14 protein-coding genes and 1 riboswitch are annotated in these 19145 nt (G+C 34.6%); of the genes, 11 read left to right on the top strand and 3 right to left on the bottom strand.

Going from position 1 to position 19145, the window contains the following annotated elements:
* Positions 1–24: 24 nt before the first annotated feature.
* Together Q1A60_RS13265 and Q1A60_RS13260 are read left to right on the top strand one after the other, a co-directional pair.
* Positions 25–369 carry a hypothetical protein gene (locus Q1A60_RS13265; RefSeq protein WP_299767329.1) on the top strand — a complete coding sequence of 115 codons (345 nt, stop codon included), beginning with the start codon at positions 25–27 and terminating at the stop codon, positions 367–369.
* Entirely contained in the window at positions 366–2963 is a 2598-nt protein-coding gene (locus Q1A60_RS13260) for a T9SS type A sorting domain-containing protein (RefSeq protein WP_299767330.1), read from the top strand. The genes Q1A60_RS13265 and Q1A60_RS13260 overlap by 4 nt, the downstream gene beginning before the upstream one ends.
* Positions 2964–3254: 291 nt before the next feature.
* Here the strand turns inward: Q1A60_RS13260 and metK are convergent, their stop codons facing one another.
* The 3 genes from metK to Q1A60_RS13245 form a co-directional block, all read right to left on the bottom strand.
* Positions 3255–4508, bottom strand: a complete 1254-nt coding sequence (gene metK / locus Q1A60_RS13255; RefSeq protein ID WP_299767331.1) for a methionine adenosyltransferase — start codon at positions 4506–4508, stop codon at positions 3255–3257.
* 458 nt (positions 4509–4966) lie between these two features.
* A complete protein-coding gene (locus Q1A60_RS13250; protein WP_299767332.1) occupies positions 4967–5446 on the bottom strand; it encodes a transcriptional repressor in 480 nt (159 codons plus the stop codon).
* Positions 5447–5507: 61 nt separating this feature from the next.
* Positions 5508–6227 (bottom strand): nitroreductase family protein, encoded by a 720-nt coding sequence (locus tag Q1A60_RS13245; RefSeq protein ID WP_299767333.1) that lies wholly within the window; start codon positions 6225–6227, stop codon positions 5508–5510.
* Between the two features lie 1104 nt (positions 6228–7331).
* Positions 7332–7453, top strand: a riboswitch (SAM riboswitch).
* Positions 7454–7597: 144 nt separating this feature from the next.
* On the opposite strand from Q1A60_RS13245, the gene Q1A60_RS13240 reads away from it, so the two are divergent.
* The 9 genes from Q1A60_RS13240 (at position 7598) to Q1A60_RS13200 (ending at position 19144) form a co-directional block, all read left to right on the top strand.
* Positions 7598–8890 (top strand): O-acetylhomoserine aminocarboxypropyltransferase/cysteine synthase family protein, encoded by a 1293-nt coding sequence (locus tag Q1A60_RS13240; RefSeq protein WP_299767334.1) that lies wholly within the window; start codon positions 7598–7600, stop codon positions 8888–8890.
* 68 nt (positions 8891–8958) lie between these two features.
* Positions 8959–9969: an alpha/beta fold hydrolase gene (locus Q1A60_RS13235; protein WP_299767335.1), complete on the top strand. Its 1011-nt coding sequence runs from the start codon at positions 8959–8961 to the stop codon at positions 9967–9969.
* Positions 9932–12349, top strand: coding sequence for a bifunctional aspartate kinase/homoserine dehydrogenase I (gene thrA / locus Q1A60_RS13230; protein WP_299767336.1), 2418 nt, complete (start codon positions 9932–9934; stop codon positions 12347–12349). Before Q1A60_RS13235 ends, thrA begins: the two co-directional genes overlap by 38 nt.
* A gap of 16 nt (positions 12350–12365) precedes the next feature.
* Complete coding sequence (locus Q1A60_RS13225; RefSeq protein ID WP_299767337.1) at positions 12366–13538, top strand: aminotransferase class I/II-fold pyridoxal phosphate-dependent enzyme; 1173 nt, start codon at positions 12366–12368, stop codon at positions 13536–13538.
* Positions 13539–13658: 120 nt separating this feature from the next.
* The gene (locus tag Q1A60_RS13220; RefSeq protein ID WP_299767338.1) at positions 13659–13925 is read left to right on the top strand and encodes a DUF2061 domain-containing protein; all 267 of its coding nucleotides are present in this window, start codon (positions 13659–13661) and stop codon (positions 13923–13925) included.
* A gap of 26 nt (positions 13926–13951) precedes the next feature.
* Positions 13952–14572, top strand: coding sequence for a phosphoadenosine phosphosulfate reductase family protein (locus Q1A60_RS13215; protein WP_299767339.1), 621 nt, complete (start codon positions 13952–13954; stop codon positions 14570–14572).
* A gap of 16 nt (positions 14573–14588) precedes the next feature.
* Positions 14589–15551 (top strand): sulfate adenylyltransferase subunit CysD, encoded by a 963-nt coding sequence (gene cysD / locus Q1A60_RS13210; protein ID WP_299767340.1) that lies wholly within the window; start codon positions 14589–14591, stop codon positions 15549–15551.
* Between the two features lie 177 nt (positions 15552–15728).
* On the top strand, positions 15729–16976 hold the full coding sequence (locus tag Q1A60_RS13205; RefSeq protein WP_299767341.1) for a GTP-binding protein: 1248 nt from the start codon (positions 15729–15731) through the stop codon (positions 16974–16976).
* A 77-nt stretch (positions 16977–17053) separates the two neighbouring features.
* Positions 17054–19144, top strand: a complete 2091-nt coding sequence (locus Q1A60_RS13200; protein WP_299767342.1) for a HEPN domain-containing protein — start codon at positions 17054–17056, stop codon at positions 19142–19144.
* Position 19145 lies beyond the last annotated feature (1 nt).

Below are 19145 nucleotides of genomic sequence, written 5' to 3'. Positions count from 1 at the left end.
TGTACTTCAGGAAAAAAAATCAGTATGGAAGAAAAAGAAGTGTTGGTTTCTAAAATAGGAGTAGAAGTTTTTGAAAATGTTTCTTTTCAGAAAGTGTATAATACCTCAAAAACGATGGTATTACTATATAGTAGGCAATCTATGCGATCTGGCTCTGCAAATAAAATTCATTTTGTAGTTTATGATTTTGAAACTAGAAACATTATTGAAGAATCAAAATTTGATGGAGGAAGTGTTGTATGGAATGATAACACCTCTTTAAAAATATATCCTTATAAAGGAATCGTTCCTCAAGGGACTTTAGATAATATACCAAACCAAAATTCAGAAGGAGAACATAGAATATTAATTTTAAAAAAATCATTATGAAAAAACACTATTTTAATGAAACTTTCTGTGCTATTTTACTAGCCCTATTTTTTTTGGTAATCTCCTGCCAAAAAGAAACTTCTGATTCTAGAAGAGAACGATTTGAAAAAACAGAAGGAAAGAAAAATGTTCCTGGGCATCTTGATGAGTATCTAGAAGCAATTCAAAAACCTTTAGGGACAGAAGAATCAACATATCCAATAGGATATAGGTATATAGCCTATGAATCTGCAATGCAGCGCTTATCTACTCAAGGGTTTTTGGAATCAGACTCCTTTGATATTAATGAAGTGGTAATGACAGAGCGTGGTCCTAATAACGTACCAGGTAGAGGAAGGGAAATCATAGTAGATCCTTCAGATAATAACACATGGTTTGTGACTACAGCTGGAGGAGGTTTTTGGGTAACTAGAGATGCGGGAAGTACTTGGGAAAATTTAACCGACTTTAATACACCAACCCTATCAATATCTGCAGCAGCTGTGTATGAAGGTAATTCGGATATTATTTATATTGGATCAGGAGAACCATTCGGTAATGGGAATGCTATTGTTGGGATAGGATTATTAAAAACAACAGATGGAGGAAATACTTGGGAATATCTTGAAAACACTACGGGTTTTGGAGATGTAGGGAGAATGACTTTAAATCCTAATGATCCTGATAATCTTATAGTTGCATCTGCATCTGGAGTATATGTTACTTTAGATGGAGGGACTACTTGGACACAAACATTTACAGGAGGAAATGTACAAGACCTTAACCCAGATCCAACAGATTTTTCAACCTTATATGGAGGTGTTCAGGGGTTAGGAATCATCAGAAGTAATGATGCAGGTATGACTTGGCAAATAGTACTAAATAGATCTGATCTAAACCGTTTTGAGTTAGATGTATCTCCTGCAAACCCAGACCGTATTTTTGTGTCGACGCATTCTTTTGGTGGTGGGGATGTTGCTGCAAATACTTCTATGTTTCTTTCGGATGATGGAGGCGATAGTTTTACTTCGCTAACATATTCTGGATCGAATAACCCAGATATTGTAAGTGGTCAGGGATGGTATGATAATGTAATTAGAGCGCACCCTTTTGATCCTAATATTGCATATTTTGGAGCAGTTACTGGTTTTAGAGTGCGAATTACAAATAGTGGAACTTCGTTTGACTATGATACTACAACTTTTGCTGGCCCTATTTTTGGATTGAATGTACATCCAGATCACCATGGTATTACATTTGCTACAAATGATGGTTCTGAAGACTTTAGATTAATACTTAACACAGATGGAGGTGTGTTTTTTACAGATTTCTTAGCAGAACCTGGTATTTCTCCAGATGATTTTGCATCTGGAAGTGTTTTTGGATTACGAAGTACACAGTTTTATGGAGTTGATAAAGAAAATGAAATAGATAATTATATAGGAGGAACACAAGACAATGCCAATTGGTTTTCAAACAATGGCAGTACTGATGAAAATACTGACTATATTAGATTGCCAGGTGGCGATGGATTTGAAACCATATGGCATCCTACTAATACAGATCAATTTATAGTAACTACTCAATTTGGACTGTTTGATAGGACTTTAAACAGAGGTGCTTCTTTTCAAATTATAGACCACCCAGAATCTGGAGATAATAACATTAATACATTTTTTACAAGATTATCTAATGCCAGTTCAAATCCAAATACCATATTTACATTAACTACTTCTGGGGTTTGGAGAAGTACTGATTTTGGGACTAATTGGAATTTAACTCCCATTACTGATCCTAGTTATGCAGCTACTACTTTTAGTTTAGATGTAAATGTATCTAATGCAAACCCTGATATTGTATGGGCAGGAACCGCAATGCTAGAATCTGGAGGTTTTAGACCTCAAATCTCTACAGATAATGGTCTTACTTTTAACCCAGTGGCAGGTGTCTTTGACGACCCAAGAGCAGGAATAACTCATGATGCAATAATCACAGGAATTGAAAGCTCTTACGTAAATGATAATACTGCTTATAGTCTTTTTGGCGTACAAGGATTAGCAAAAATCTTACGTACTACTGACTTAGGGGCTACTTGGGAAGATATTACTGGATTTTCGCAGAACGAAGATCGAGGTTTTCCTGATGTTCCAGTACATAGTGCGTTAGAAATGCCTTTTGATACTGACATTATCTGGGCAGGAACCGATATTGGTGTATTTCAAACATTAGATGGAGGAGCAAACTGGGAAATAATAACTAGTATTCCGGCGGTATCTATTTGGGAAATGAAAATTGTTAATGATCAAGTGCTAATGGCAACACATGGAAGAGGTATATGGACTGCAACTGTTCCTGAGTTATTATCTGTTGATGAATCTTTTTTACAAGAATTTAGCTTTTTCCCTAATCCAAGTAGTGATATTTTAACAATAAGTAATCCACAGGCAGAGATTCAAGAAGTTTCTCTTGTTAATATTATAGGACAGGAGGTACTTAGAAAAGAGATTAATGCTATGCGCTCAGACCTTGATATATCAAACCTAACCAAAGGAGTATATATCATGCAAGTAATGTCAAATGGTCAGAAAGGAGTTTACAAAGTAATAAAAGGATAAAATAAAGAATACGCACATAAGAAAATGCTTTTGCTCAAATACTTGTTGAGTAAAAGCATTTTTATTTATAAGTTAATTATTCCATTCTTCATTAGAAAACGTATTATAGCTATAATATATTAGAAGTATCTTATAAACATATAGAATGTCTTTTCGTAGTATATTGAAGGCTTATCAGGAAGGTTTAACTCATAATTAGACAAGCAGCATTGTATTTCACATAAATGTTATTAAAATAAATAGGGAGCAAAAGCTCCCTATATTTCTTCAAAAAGATATGATCATTATATTCTAAAAACCGAAAGCTGTTTTTACTTTGTCAACATAATCTAATTTTTCCCATGTAAAAAGTTCTACTTCTACATCTTTTGTGGTGCCATCAATACGCTCAAAAGTTTTGGTAACTGTTTCATTTTTACGCCCCATATGTCCATAAGCAGCAGTTTCGCTATACATTGGAGAGCGTAATTTAAGACGTGACTCAATAGCAGCGGGTCTCATGTCAAAAATTTCAGTGACTTTCTGTGCAATTTCACCATCAGTCATATTTAGGTTTGACGTCCCATAGGTATCTACAAAAATTCCCATAGGTTCAACAACTCCAATCGCATATGATACTTGTACTAAAATCTCATCGGCTACGCCAGCAGCAACAAGATTTTTTGCGATATGGCGTGTTGCATAAGCTGCACTGCGGTCTACTTTTGACGGGTCTTTTCCTGAGAAAGCACCACCCCCATGCGCTCCTTTTCCTCCATACGTATCTACAATAATCTTACGTCCTGTAAGTCCTGTATCTCCATGAGGACCTCCTATGACAAATTTTCCTGTTGGATTAATGTGATATTTGATGTCACTATTAAATAATCCAGCTACATGTGCAGGAAGTTTCGCTACGAGTCTAGGGATTAATATATCTACGATGTCTTTGCGAATTTTAGCAAGCATAGCTTCGTCTTCATCAAAGTCGTCATGTTGTGTAGATACTACAATTGCATCAATACGTTGCGGTACATTATCATCACTATATTCTATTGTTACCTGACTTTTTGAATCAGGACGTAAATAAGTAATTTCTTTTTCTTCACGACGTAATTCTGCAAGCTCAATAAGAATTTTATGAGATAAGTCTAAGGCTAGTGGCATTAGATCTTCTGTTTCTTTGGTTGCATAGCCAAACATCATTCCTTGATCTCCGGCTCCTTGTTCTTCTTTTGAAGCACGATCTACTCCACGATTAATATCGTCAGATTGTTCATGTATAGCAGAAAGAACACCACATGAATTCCCATCAAACATATACTCTCCTTTGGTATATCCAATTTTATTAATGGTATTACGCGCAATTTTCTGAACGTCTAGATAGGTGTTACTTTTTACTTCTCCTGCAAGTACTACTTGTCCAGTTGTGACAAGTGTTTCACAGGCTACTTTTGATTCAGGATCAAAAGCCAAGAAATTATCAATAAGCGCGTCAGAAATTTGATCTGCTACTTTATCTGGATGTCCTTCAGATACACTTTCCGAAGTAAATAAATATGCCATTAGTTGTTTGTTTGATGTTTTGAAGTCGATTTGACGAAAGCTTCCTAGGAAAATTACACCGAAGTTGAAGATTCAACTGTAATTATTTAGGCATTTTTTTCAGAGGTTGCAAGCGGTCAAATCTATCCTCATTATTTCAGATGCAAATGTAAGTAAACTTTTAAAATTAGCAATACGATTAGTAATCTCTTAACGAGGAGGTGAAGCACACTATTATTTTGTAAAATGCAAAGCATAAAATAATAGGATGCTTGTCCATGTTTTACAGTACAAATCTATCCTAGATGAACCTGTTAACGAGGATGTAAGTAAAAATCTTTTTTGTGCCAAAAGCTACAAAAAAACCTTTGTAACTATGTTGCTTGTATTTTCAAATCTTAAGAATGTGAAAATTCTTAATTGATATGCATACCTGTATATTGTTGTGTAAATGTATTTCTAAAGATGATAAATAGTTTTTATATACTTTTTGCATTGTTAATTTCTGTATCGGCATCCGATTTTTTATTCCGAGTACCATAAAAATATAAAGAATGATGATCAATTTCTACATCTAGCATTTCTTCTATTGTTTTCTTGATTTCATCAATAATAGGATTTGTAAATTCTAATACTTCACCTGTGTCTGTTAAGATAACATGATCATGTTTTCCATGGAAGAAACATTTTTCAAATTGTGCAACATGATCATTAAATTGATGTTTACGAACAAGACGGGATTCTATCAATAAATCCATTGTATTGTAGAGTGTAGCACGACTTACCCTATAATTTTTATTCTTCATTCTCACATACAAGGAATCTATATCAAGATGCTCATCACAATCATAAATTTCTTCTAGAATGGCGTATCGCTCTGGCGTTTTTCTATGCCCTTTCTCTTCTAAAAATTTAGTAAGTATTCCTTTAACAATGTTGAAACTGCTGAAACATGTCATACGATATGTAAAATAAATTAGTGTGTTTTATTTGGTATTTGTTGGATAGCAATAGTTAGTTTTAGAGCTCTAAATTCAACCATGTGCTCCATGTATTTTTTTCTTTTCCTTCATGTCTTTTTGCTCCTGGAATGATGGTCGCATCTTCCCTTTCTGTTACATCTTCGGGAAATAAGAAAATAGCACCTAATAAGATTTCGTTTAGCGGGATTTCTAAATAGTCTCTAACTTTCTTATCTCTTAGTTTTCCACCAGAAGACCAATAGTTAGGTATTTTTCTAGCTGTAGCACCAATAAGGACATTTTGAATAGCACAAGAAGTAGCAGCAATATGCTCCATATTGACACCATTGCCTTCAAATGGAATAGGCTCGTAAGCTCTTTCTTGATGTGTGTTTTTTACATCTTTTCTAGAAGGATGAGGTAACCATGTAACCATTAATAATGCATCTGCTGCACCTAACATATCTCGTATTTTATCTTTTTTTACCGTTGGATTTTTGACGAACATATGTAAATTTCTACAGGCTTCAGTATCTAAAATATAAAAACGCCATGGCACACAAGAAGTAAGTTTACTATCCGTATAATAGTCCTCTTGTATTTTATAATGGTATGGAGCATATTGAGCTAAATTTAATAACTCTTGAATGGTCTCTTTTAGAGTCTCTTTTTTAGTATCATCAATAGTCCAAGGTGCTTCAGCTAGTACTTTTTGTGTCTTTCTGTTAACAATAGCCTGATCAACGATCTCTATGTCCGTAAGATGTTTTTTTTTCATATGCTTAATGATTATAAGTTTGCAGTAAAGCTTATAATGTCAAAATAAAACAATTATTTTTATTTATTCTAAATAAGCATAGTTAATTTTGAGTGAAAACTTTAAAAAAGCATTTGAAAGAGAAGACAAAAATGGAGTGCGCTTTGAAAGTAGCAGATTTTGATTATAAGGAGTTAGATGTATACAACCAAAAAGAGTTCTGTCACATTGATATAAAATGTTACTTTTTAAAGTTAACGGAATTCTGGAGAATATTAACTCAATGCGACAGAACTTATTTTTAAAAGACTATTCAGCCTTATTGAGATGTTAATGATCCTAACAATTAGGAGTGCAAACATCCATACAAGCGGCGTAATGTGATCGACATCCGTTAGAACTAGCAAGACAACTGTTATGGCAGGCAAAATAACATTGGCTTGACCCATTAATTGATTTTTGCTCTTTCTTATTTAAAACTCTAACTTTTTCGATGTTCGAAATTAATTTTTTCATAATACATAATATTTAAAAAATAATAAAAACCTTGATCATTTAAAGACACTCAAGGTTTGTGTCTATTCTTTAAATTGTATTCTCACTAAATTCAATCATCACTTCTTCTTCAGTTTGATATGATTTAAAAACAATCTTAACGATTTATAACATTTTATTATCAGCTATAAGTACATACGGTTTTACAATGTACCTTAGTGCTATTGTTTTAGTAATCACACTATAAATATAACGAAAAATATATCGTTATAGTATGATTATCAATTATTTATATAGGGTAATGGTGGCGATATATGGCAATTCAATAGCTTCATTCCTACTTATAGATAGGATGTTCTAAACTATATATCCAAACTAGGCTAAGACTAACCTTTATATACTCAAAAAAGATTCGAACATCTCAACTAGTCATAGGTGTTATTCTTTATAGACGTCTATGATAATTCAATTTTAATAAAGAAAATAAATCTACATAATGATAATTAAATAGATTAAAAGTCTTAATAAAATGAAATAATTGATTTTTTTAGAAAATTTTTCATTTAAAATTTGGAAAGTCCATTTTTCTGTTGCAATATTTGCATTCACAAAGTTCAACAACTTATTGAAATGTTATCAAGAAAGGTTGAGGGAATGACCCTATGACGCCTTAGCAACCCTTTCACTTAGAAAGAAGGTGCTACATTCTACCCAAGAATCGATCATTACCGAAGCTTGAGGATAGATAACATCGAGACACGCCAAGTGCGTAGCTTATGTTTTTTCTTATAATATTTTTCTTGTAGGTATTTCGCGAAAGCGAAATGTTAAGCTTTTGTTTTTAATCCATTCACACGAAGTGATTGGGCAATTATTAAACTCAAAAAAAAAGAAAAATGAGTACAAAAAAATTAGCAACAAAATCGTTGCATGCAGGACATGATTATGAAGCAAATGGAGGAACCCGAGCAGTACCTATATATCAAAGTACAGCTTATGTTTTTAAAGATGCAGATCATGCAGCAAATTTGTTCAATCTATCAGAACCAGGATTTATTTACACGCGACTTAACAATCCTACCAATGATATCCTTGAAAAACGCCTCACAGAAATTGAAGGAGGACTTGCGGCAGTAGTCACAGCATCAGGAACAGCAGCTATCAATACTACGTTACTAACCTTATTAAAGCAAGGCGATCATATCGTTGCATCTAGCAGTTTATATGGCGGGACCTATAATTTATTAAATGTAACACTTCCTCGATTTGGAATCACAACGACATTTGTAGATCCTTCAGATCCTGAAAATTTTGAAAAAGCAGCACAAGAAAACACTAGAGCTTTCTTTGTAGAATCCCTAGGGAATCCCAAACTAGATGTGTTAGATTTAAAAGGTATTTCCGCTTTCGCGAAAGCGTATAAAGTACCATTTATCGTAGATAATACGGTAGCAACTCCTGCATTATTAAATCCTATCGAATATGGCGCAAACATTGTGATTCATTCACTTACAAAATATATAAATGGTAATGGAACAGCGTTGGGTGGAGTTATTATAGATGCAGGAAATTTTGATTGGAGTAATGGGAAATTTCCAGAATTTACAGAACCATCTGCAGGATATCATGGACTAGTGTATCATGATGTTTTAGGACCCGCAGCATTTATTGCTAAAACTCGTATTGAAGGTTTACGTGATCATGGTGCTGCATTAAGTCCATTTAATGCGTTTCAGATTTTACAAGGATTAGAGACTCTAGAGATTCGAGTAAAAAAGCATTCTGAAAATGCATTGGCATTAGCTAAATGGTTGCAAACACGAGATGAAGTGGCATGGGTGAATTATCCTGGATTAGAAAGTAGTGCTTATAAATATTTGGCAGATGTATATCTCCCTAATGGACAAAGTGGTATTGTCACTTTTGGTGTAAAAGGAGGATTTGAAAGTGCTAAAACCATTGCTAATAAAACACAATTGTTTTCATTACTTGCTAACATAGGAGATAGTAAATCGCTCATCATTCATCCAGCTAGTACAACACATCAACAATTGAGTGTAGATGAACAAGCTAGCACTGGAGTAACTAGTGATTTGATTCGTTTATCAGTGGGGCTAGAAGATATAGAAGATTTAAAAGAAGATCTTATTGCTGCTTTTGCTAAAGTAGATAAGACAGTCTTAGTATAATTAATATTCGTTGGGAAAGTGAGGGCTTCTTTTCAATAGGAGTTCTCACTTTATACAGATCATAAGCTATGCTACAAAATCTTTTTATACCTTCTTTTCAAACAAACACAGGTTATGTCTGTGATCTTACAGTTACTTATCAACTATTTGGTCCACCTTTAGGAACGGCACCTATCGTATTAGTAGTGCATGCCCTTACGGGAAATTCTACGGTGACAGGATCACAAGGTTGGTGGAATACATTAGTAGGTCCAAATCAAGTTATTGATACAAATGAATATACCATACTCGCTATAGACATTCCAGGGAATGGTTTTGATGGAAAAACAGAAAACTTACTTTTAGACTATAAAGAGTTTCATAATCGTGATATAGCAATAATACAATTAAAAGTAATAAGAGCATTAAAAATTACCTCTCTGTATGCCGCTATAGGAAGTTCGCTAGGAGGGCAAATTCTTTGGGAGCTTGCCATCGAAGCTCCTGAGTTGATAACACATCTTATTCCTATTGCCACCGATTGGAAAGCGACCGATTGGGTGATCGCACAATGCGCTATTCAAGAACAAATACTATGTAATTCAACTCAACCTATTCATGATGCACGTATGCATGCGATGACTTTTTATAGAACAGCATCCTCTTTTACCGCAAAGTTTAATAGATCTATACATGAAGAAAAAGGAATCTATAATGTAGAAAGTTGGTTGCTACATCATGGTAAACGTTTGGAAGAACGTTTTGAGTTGGCTACGTATAAACTGATGAATCACTTATTAGGATCTGCTTCTATTACTAAAGAAAGAGGGGGAATACATCATCTACTAAAAACGATAAAAAGTAAAGTATATCTCATAGCTATAGATTCTGATGGATTATTTTATCCTGAACCTATTTATAATACGCATCAATTACTTAAAAGCGTAGGAGTGCAGAGTCATTATCATGAGATCACATCCATTCATGGACATGATGCATTTCTCATAGAATATGATCAATTAAACAACATATTGACAACCATTTTTAATACAAAATATAAAGATGAAAATTTTAAAATTTGGAGGAAAATCGCTGGCTAACGGTAAAGGACTTCAAACTGTTGTAGATATTATTGAGAAGCGAGCCAAAAAAGGCGAAGCAATTACAGTAGTGCTTTCAGCGAGAGGAACGTCTACCGATGAGCTTGAAGAGATTCTTGAAAAGGCAGCTAACAACGAAAACTATAAGGCACAACTAGAAGCGTTTAAAAACTATCAGCTTAAAGGATATGAAGCTTTAGATGCTCAAGAAGAGTTTTATACATTAGATACACTTTTTGAAGGAGTTTCTTTATTGGGAGATTACAGTGAAAAAATCAAAGACAAAGTCTTATCACATGGCGAATTACTCTCTGCACGATTAGTTACAGCATTATTAAAAGAAAAAGGAGTTAATGCTCATTTTACAGATAGTAGATCTTTAATCATAACTGATGACCAGTTTGGAAATGCACAACCTTTAGATACTGTATCTAAGGAGAAAGTACAGGCACATTTTAAAAAATATAATGGTACTACAGTAAATATAGTTACTGGGTTTATTGCATCGAATAGGAATAAAGAAACTACAACCTTAGGAAGAAATGGAAGTAATTATACAGCCTCATTACTAGCTAATTTTCTAGATGCAGAAGAGCTTCAAAACTTCACGCATGTTGATGGAATTTATACTGCAAACCCAGATTTGGTAGCAGATGCAAAAAAGATTAGAAAGCTCTCTTTTTCAGAAGCCAATGAATTAGCACACTTTGGAGCCAATGTGTTGCATGCTAAAACCATTATTCCACTCATAGAAAAGAAAATACCATTACGTATTTTAAATACATTTGATTCTGAAAATGAGGGTACATTAATTACTTCAGAAGAAAACGAAGATGGTATTAAAAAACTTTCAGTACTAGAGAATGTATCTCTGATTAGTCTTGAAGGAAGAGGACTTTTAGGTAGCGTGGGAATAGATGCACGTATTTTTCAAGCGTTGGCTTATGAAAATATAAGCATCAGTATTATTTCACAAGGATCTTCAGAAAGAGAGATTGGATTAATCGTGAATAGTACAAATGCAACCAAAGCAAAAAGAGTACTGGAAGAAGAATTCAAAATAGATATCTATAAAAAAGATGTAAGCGCTATAACCATTAGAAAAGATGTGTCTGTAGTTTCTATTATTGGGCAAGACTTAAGTACATTTCATAAACCCTACAATCGACTGATTAAAAATCAGATTGTACCATTATTAGTCAATAATACAGCTACAGGGAAAAATGTAAGTTTAGTTATTCTTAAGAAACAACTACATAAAGCATTAAATGTGATTCATGGAGAGATTTATGGAGTTCGGAAAAAGGTCAACGTAGCTATTTTTGGACATGGCTTAGTAGGAGGAACATTAATAGATCAAATTCTGGCATCTACCAAAGAAATAGAGAAAAGAAAAAATATTCATTTAAACATTTTCGCAATAGCGAATTCAAAAAAAATAGTATTTGCCAAAAATGGAGTTGATAAGCAATGGAAAACTAGATTGCAAAACGATGGCGAAACATATACAATAGATGATGTGATTCGTTATGCAGATGCGCATCATTTAGAAAATGTAATCGCTGTAGATAATACAGCTAGTAAAGAGTTCATATCTAATTATGAACACTTAATAGCACATGGATTTGATTTGGTGTCTTCCAATAAAGTAGCAAATACAGTCGATTTTACATTTTATAAATCTCTCAGGTCAACTTTAGAAAATCATCAAAAGCAATATTTGTATGAGACCAATGTTGGTGCAGGATTGCCTTTGATTGAAACCATTAAACTATTGCACCTTTCAGGAGAGAATATTACGAGAATAAAAGGCGTATTCTCAGGGTCGTTGAGCTATCTGTTTAATACATTTTCAAAAGAAGATAGACCTTTTAGTGAAGTACTCAAAGAAGCAATGAATAATGGATTTACAGAACCAGATCCTAGAGAAGATTTATGTGGAAATGATGTAGGAAGGAAGTTATTGATCCTTGCAAGAGAATTGGACTTAAAAAATGAATTTGAAGATATTTCGATCCATAATCTTATTCCAGAACATTTACGGGAAGGAACACCACAAGAATTTATAAGTAAACTACAAGAATTTGATTCTGTTTTTGCCAAGATTAAAGTGGCACAACCTGAAGGACATGTACTCCGTTATATTGGTGATCTACATGGTGATTTATCACAAGAGAAGGGAATTCTAGATGTGCAATTAGTATCTGTGCCAGAAGATAGTTCGCTTGGGCAAGTAAAAGGTTCAGATTCTATATTTGAAATTTATACAGAATCCTATGGTGATCACCCTATGGTTATTCAAGGTGCGGGCGCAGGTGCTGCTGTAACGGCTAGAGGTGTCTTTGGAGACATCCTAAAAGTAGCACAATCCAATAATTAGTTATAAGAAATATTCAATGAGTTATATACACCCAGAAACACAAGCGATACGTACCCAATCAGAACGTACACAACATCAAGAACATTCGGTGCCAATGTACTTGACATCTAGTTTTGTATTTGATGATGCCGAAGAAATGAGAGCTTCGTTTGCCGAAGAAAAACAACGTAACATTTACAGCCGATATACAAATCCGAATAATCACGAATTCGTACAGAAAATGTGTCTACTGGAAGGAGCAGAAGCTGGTCATGCTTTTGCAACGGGAATGTCGGCTATTTTTAGCACATTCGCAGCGCTTTTGGATAGCGGTGATCACGTACTTTCTGCACGTTCTATTTTTGGAAATACACATACCTTATTTACAAAGTACTTCCCTAAATGGAATATATCACATACGTATTTTGATGTTCAGGATATAGCTAGTATAGAATCTCTCATACGTCCTGGAACAAAAATCTTGTATGTAGAATCTCCTACAAACCCTGCAACTGATATCGTAGATTTAGAATGGTTGGGTACGCTTTCGCGAAAGCATAACCTGATTTTTATAGTAGATAATTGTTTTGCAACACCGTATTTGCAACAACCTATCAAATGGGGCGCAGATGTGGTGATACATTCGGCAACAAAATTACTAGATGGCCAAGGGCGTGTGATGGGAGGAGTTTCGGTAGGATCTGCAGATTTAATAGATACGATTTATCGTTTTGCACGTATTACGGGACCTGCATTATCTCCTTTTAATGCTTGGACACTGTCTAAAAGTTTAGAGACCCTAGCTGTGAGGGTAGAAAAGCATTGTGAAAATGCATTACAATTAGCACAACGATTAGAAAAACATCCTAAAGTAACACAAGTACGTTATCCTTTTTTGCCATCGCACCCGCAATATGAACTCGCACAAAAACAAATGAAATTTGGAGGAAATATTGTCACAATAGAAGTAGAAGGAGGCTTAGCAAGTGGACGCACATTTTTAAATGCGATTGAGATGTGTTCATTAACAGCAAATTTAGGAGATACACGAACGATTGTGAGTCATCCTGCAAGTACAACACATGGAAAATTAAGTGTGGAAGAACGTCAAAATGTAGGAATCACTGATGGATTAATTCGTATTTCTGTGGGTCTAGAACATATTCAGGATATTATACAAGACATTGAAAATGCACTAGTTAATATATAGTTTTTTAAACTTTAACATAAAAAAAGAAAGTTTTAAGAGTTGTGTATGACTATAAATTTTAAATTTGCTAATCTATTATCCTAGTAATCCGATAGGATAATAGGTATTTAAATTTTATATATGATTTTAGATCAATTCATTCTTACAAAAAATAAATCAAAAGAGCCTTCTTATAAAGAGGTGAAATCTTCTGAAAAACCAATTCGAAGCATTGTAAAAGCATTGAGTTGGCGATTTATAGGAACATTAGATACGCTAATTGTGTCTTATGTGCTTACAGGAGAAATTGGTATTGCAACATCGATAGCTTCTATAGATTTTGTGACAAAAATGATCTTATACTTTTTCCATGAGCGTATCTGGAATCTTATAAAATGGGGCAAATAGTTAAACACACCTAGAAATAAAGGAACATGATAACAGAAGAACTAATAGAGATTAATAAGCAATTACGAGATAAAACACCACTTGAGATTTGTAAATGGGCAGTTGCATATAGTAAAAATGCTATCGTAACAACCAATTTCAGACCGTATGAGGCAGCTATCTTATATGCTTGTGTACATGCTAACCCAACAATTCCTGTGGTGTGGTGTGATTCTGGTTATAATACGCCTGCGACTTATGTGCACGCAGAATCACTTATAGAAAAACTACAACTTAATATACAATTATATGTGCCTAAACAAACGGTAGCACATCGTGCTATTACAATAGGTATTCCAGAGATAGATGATCCTAAACATGTGATTTTTACAGAACAGGTGAAGCTAGAACCTTTTAAGAGAGCAATGAATGAACTACAGCCAGATGTATGGTTTACCAACCTTCGAAAAGGCCAAACCGCTTTACGTGATAGTCTCGACATTGTAAGTTTAGATAAAAACGGCGTCATTAAGGTGAGCCCATTCTATTACTATAGCGATACCGAATTAGATGTGTATCTAGAAGAAAATGCACTCCCTAATGAGTTTAACTATTTTGATCCAACTAAAGTGTTAGAACACCGTGAGTGTGGATTACACAGTAATTAAGTTTTAAAACATTCACATGGAATTAGTAACAAAAGATAGAAAGACAATAGACCCCTTGGAAACTATAGAAACACATAATAACACAGCAGCGCTAACTATAAATCCGTTAGAAAGTGAGGCTATTTATATATTCAGAGAAGTCGTTGCTCAGTTTGAAAAACCGGTGCTTCTTTTTTCTGGAGGAAAGGACTCTATTACATTGGTAAGACTTGCTCAAAAAGCATTTTACCCAGCTAAAATCCCGTTTCCATTATTGCACATAGATACGGGACATAACTTTCCGGAAACGATTGCTTTTAGAGATAAACTTGTAGAAGAGTTAGGCGTAGAATTAATTGTACGCTATGTGCAAGATTCAATAGATCAAGGAAAAGTAGTAGAGGAGAAAGGAAAATATGCCAGCCGTAATAGTCTTCAGACTACAACCTTATTAGATGCTTTAGATGAGTTTAAGTTTGATGCTGCTATTGGAGGTGCTCGTAGAGATGAAGAAAAAGCAAGAGCGAAAGAACGTATTTTTTCTGTCCGTGATGATTTTGGGCAATGGGACGAGAAAAATCAACGTCCAGAGCTTTTTGATCACCTTAATGGGAAGATAAGTTTAGGCCAAAATGTACGTGTTTTTCCTATAAGTAATTGGACAGAACTAGATGTATGGAGCTATATCAATAAAGAGAAGATAGAAATTCCTTCCATCTATTTTGCGCATATCCGTAAGACATTTGTTAGAGATGGAATGATCTGGTCTGCAGATGAGGCCGTATATAGAGAAGAGGATGAGGTTGTTGAAGATCGTCTGGTACGTTTTAGAACTGTAGGAGATATGTCATGTACCGCAGCCGTACTCTCAGATGCTGTGACCTTAGAAAAAGTAGTAGAAGAAATACGAGCTTCTACAATTTCAGAAAGAGGTGCGCGAATTGACGATAAACGATCTGAAGCTGCGATGGAAAAACGAAAACAACAAGGATATTTCTAAATCCTTAACCCCAGAAGGGAATATAAGATGATTATTGTATATGCTTTCGCGAAAGCGGAATTTACAGCAAGAAAATTAAAGTACGAAAGCGTATAAAGAATAAAAAAGTACTAATTAAAAACAGCTCTAAACCACAGGAGTGAAAATTTTTCCTTTTGGGAGATTAAGTGGCAAGCCATGGAAGTATTAAAAATAGCAACAGCAGGAAGTGTAGATGACGGGAAAAGTACACTCATCGGTCGTATTCTTTATGATACACAATCCTTAACTACAGATAAATTAGAGGCAATCGAAGCAAAGAGTAAAGCAAATGGATTTGATTATCTAGACTTCTCATTGGCAACAGACGGTCTTATAGCAGAGCGAGAGCAAGGCATCACCATTGATGTTGCGCATATTTACTTTTCGTCAAAGACAAAAAGTTATATCGTTGCAGATACCCCAGGTCATATAGAATATACACGTAATATGGTAACGGGAGCTTCTACGTCTCAAGCATCTATTATTCTAGTAGATGCTCGTAAAGGAGTTATAGAACAAACGCATAGACACTTTTTTATTAATAATCTGTTGCGTGTCAAAGACATTATTGTAGCAGTGAATAAAATGGATTTGGTAGATTTTTCAGAATCTGTCTATGAAGAGATCAAAGCAGATTTTCAAAAAATGATTGATCAAAGTGAGTATAAAGAACAGAACATCACCTTTATTCCAGTAAGCGCATTATTAGGAGATAATGTAGTGACATCTTCTGAAAATATGCCTTGGTATCAAGGAAATACAATACTGGATCATTTAGAAAGCTTAGAAGCACAAGATGTATATGAGCAATCACAAATGCGTTTTCCAGTACAAATGGTGATACGTCCTAAACAAACCGATTTCCATGATTTTAGAGGATATGCAGGTAAGATTTATGGAGATGACCTTGAAGTTGGAGATGAGGTGACAATACTTCCTTCACTAACAACATCTCGTATTAAGGAGATTTACTTTTTTGATCAAAAATTTGATAAAGCTGGCAGAGGAAGTTCGTGCACAATCACATTAGAAGATGATTTGAATATCAGTAGAGGCGATATGATTGTCAAGAACGCTGAAAGACCCAATATAGGTAAGCAATTAGAAGCAAAAGTATGTTGGATGGATACCAAAGAGTTACAAGCGGGAACACAATATTTTTTACAAAGCGGAAGTAATAGAATTTTAGCGAAGATAAAAGAGGTGTCAGGCGTGATACATACAGACTTTTCTGGTGAAGATACGACTGCAAATTCCTTAAAACTAAATGAAGTGGGGAAAGTAAATATTTTGATGAGTAGACCTCTTGCATACGATTCTTATACGGAAAATAGAATTTCTGGCTCCTTTATATTAATAGATGCACATACAAATACTACAGCAGGTGTAGGCTTTGTACAATAAAATAATAAGAAAAGCTTCACAATGCTATGAGAAGCAACAGTCTTTCGGGAAAGAAAGCGCTATAAAAAAGAAAAAGAATGCAAAGTTTTAGAACAGAAATAGAAAACCCTTTAGTAGAAAAAGATATTATCGAGCTTGCCGATAAGATTGAACTTTTTCATAAAGGAAAAATAGACGAAGAGCGTTTTAGAAGTCTTCGTCTAGCGAGAGGTGTATATGGACAACGTCAGCCAGGCGTACAAATGATACGTATTAAGCTTCCCTATGGAAAAGTGTCTAGTGCACAATTGCATAGAATTAGTGAAGTGTCTGATGAATACTCTAGAGGACGTTTGCATATTACTACACGTCAAGATATTCAAATACATTATGTAGATCTTGATCGTACACCAGAGTTATGGGCACAGTTAGAAAAAGATGATATTACATTAAGAGAAGCTTGCGGAAATGCAGTGCGTAATGTCACCGCTTCTGAACTTGCTGGGATTGATCCTGAAGAACCTTTTAATGTATCTCCGTATGCAGATGCTATTTTTAAGTTCTTCCTAAGAAACCCAATCGGTCAAGAGTTAGGACGTAAGTTCAAAGTATCTTTTTCTTCGTCAGATAAAGATACAGGGCTTTCTTATATGCATGATCTTGGTTTTATCGCCAAAATAAAAGACGGTGTGCGAGGGTTTAAAATTATGCTCGCTGGAGGGTTAGGATCTCAGCCTAGACATGCTGATGTGTTTTATGAGTTCTTGTCATCAGATAAGATTATCCCTTTGATGGAGAGTGTAATACGCGTATTTGATCGTCATGGAGAACGCAGAAGTAGAGCCAAAGCACGTTTAAAATTTCTAGTAAAAGATATAGGGTTAGAAGCATTTAAAGAATTAATAGAAGCAGAACAAAAAGCACTTTCAGAACATACAGTGCCTATTGATGTGACTTCGTATCCTCCTACCGTTCCTGTAGAAATCAATACGATTCCAGAAGTGCAAATAGAAGACCAAAAGGCATTTGAACGTTGGAAGAATACAAATATCATCGCTCAGAAGCAAGAAGGATATGTTGCTATAGGAGTTAAAGTACTCTTAGGAGATTTTTATACAGATAAAGCACGCTTATTAGCCGATTTAGTAGATCAATATGCTGCAAGTGAAGTGCGATTAACATTGCGTCAAAACATTGTGATTCCATATGTGAAAGAAGCACTTCTTCCGTTCTTTTATCAAGAATTGAAGAAACTTGGATTTACAGAAGTTGGCTATAATAAAGCAGTAGATATTACGGCATGTCCCGGTACTGATACATGCAACTTAGGGATTGCAAGTAGTACCGGAATTGCCGAAGAATTAGAACGTGTTCTTAAAACAGAGTATCCACAGTATCTAGAAGATCAAGATTTAGTGATTAAGATAAGTGGATGTATGAATGCTTGCGGACAACACAATATGGCAAATATTGGTTTTCAAGGAATGTCTGTGCGTACAAAAGATAAATTGACAGCACCTGCGCTTCAAGTATTATTAGGTGGAGGTAATAATGGAAACGGTCAAGGGGTATTTGCTGATAAAGTAGTGAAAGTACCCAGTAGAAGAGGCCCTGAAGCCTTACGTAGAATTCTCAATGATTTTGAAACAAATGCCAATGGCGCTACGTTTCAAGAATATTATGCACTACAAGGTGAAAAGTATTTCTACGAACTCTTAACCGATCTTTCTAATGTAGATAATCTTACGCAAGAAGACTTTATCGATTGGGGAGAAGAAGAAAAATATGTAAAAGCAATTGGTGTTGGAGAATGTGCGGGTGTCGTAATTGATCTGATTGAAACATTATTTTTAGAATGTGAAGAAAAGATCGAAAATGCAGAGCAGGCATTACAAAATAAAGTGTATTCTAATGCTATCTATTATGCCTATAGTTCGCTGATTAATGCAGCCAAAGCAATCTTAATTTCAGATAGACAACGCACTAATACACAGGCAAGTATTGTGAGACAGTTTGATGAGTTGTACGTAGATACTGAAAAAATAGTATTAGGAACTTCCTTTAGTGATTTGATATATCAAATTCAAGAATATGCTCCAAGCGAGGAGTTTGCAACCAGTTATATTAAAAACGCAGCACAATTTCTGCAAAAAACAAGAGCATACCGAGTAGCAGAACTGGTATCATAAG

It is taken from the genome of uncultured Dokdonia sp., assembly GCF_947492535.1.
In the GTDB taxonomy this organism is placed as follows: domain Bacteria; phylum Bacteroidota; class Bacteroidia; order Flavobacteriales; family Flavobacteriaceae; genus Dokdonia.
This window is presented reverse-complemented; position numbering and strand designations above follow the sequence as displayed.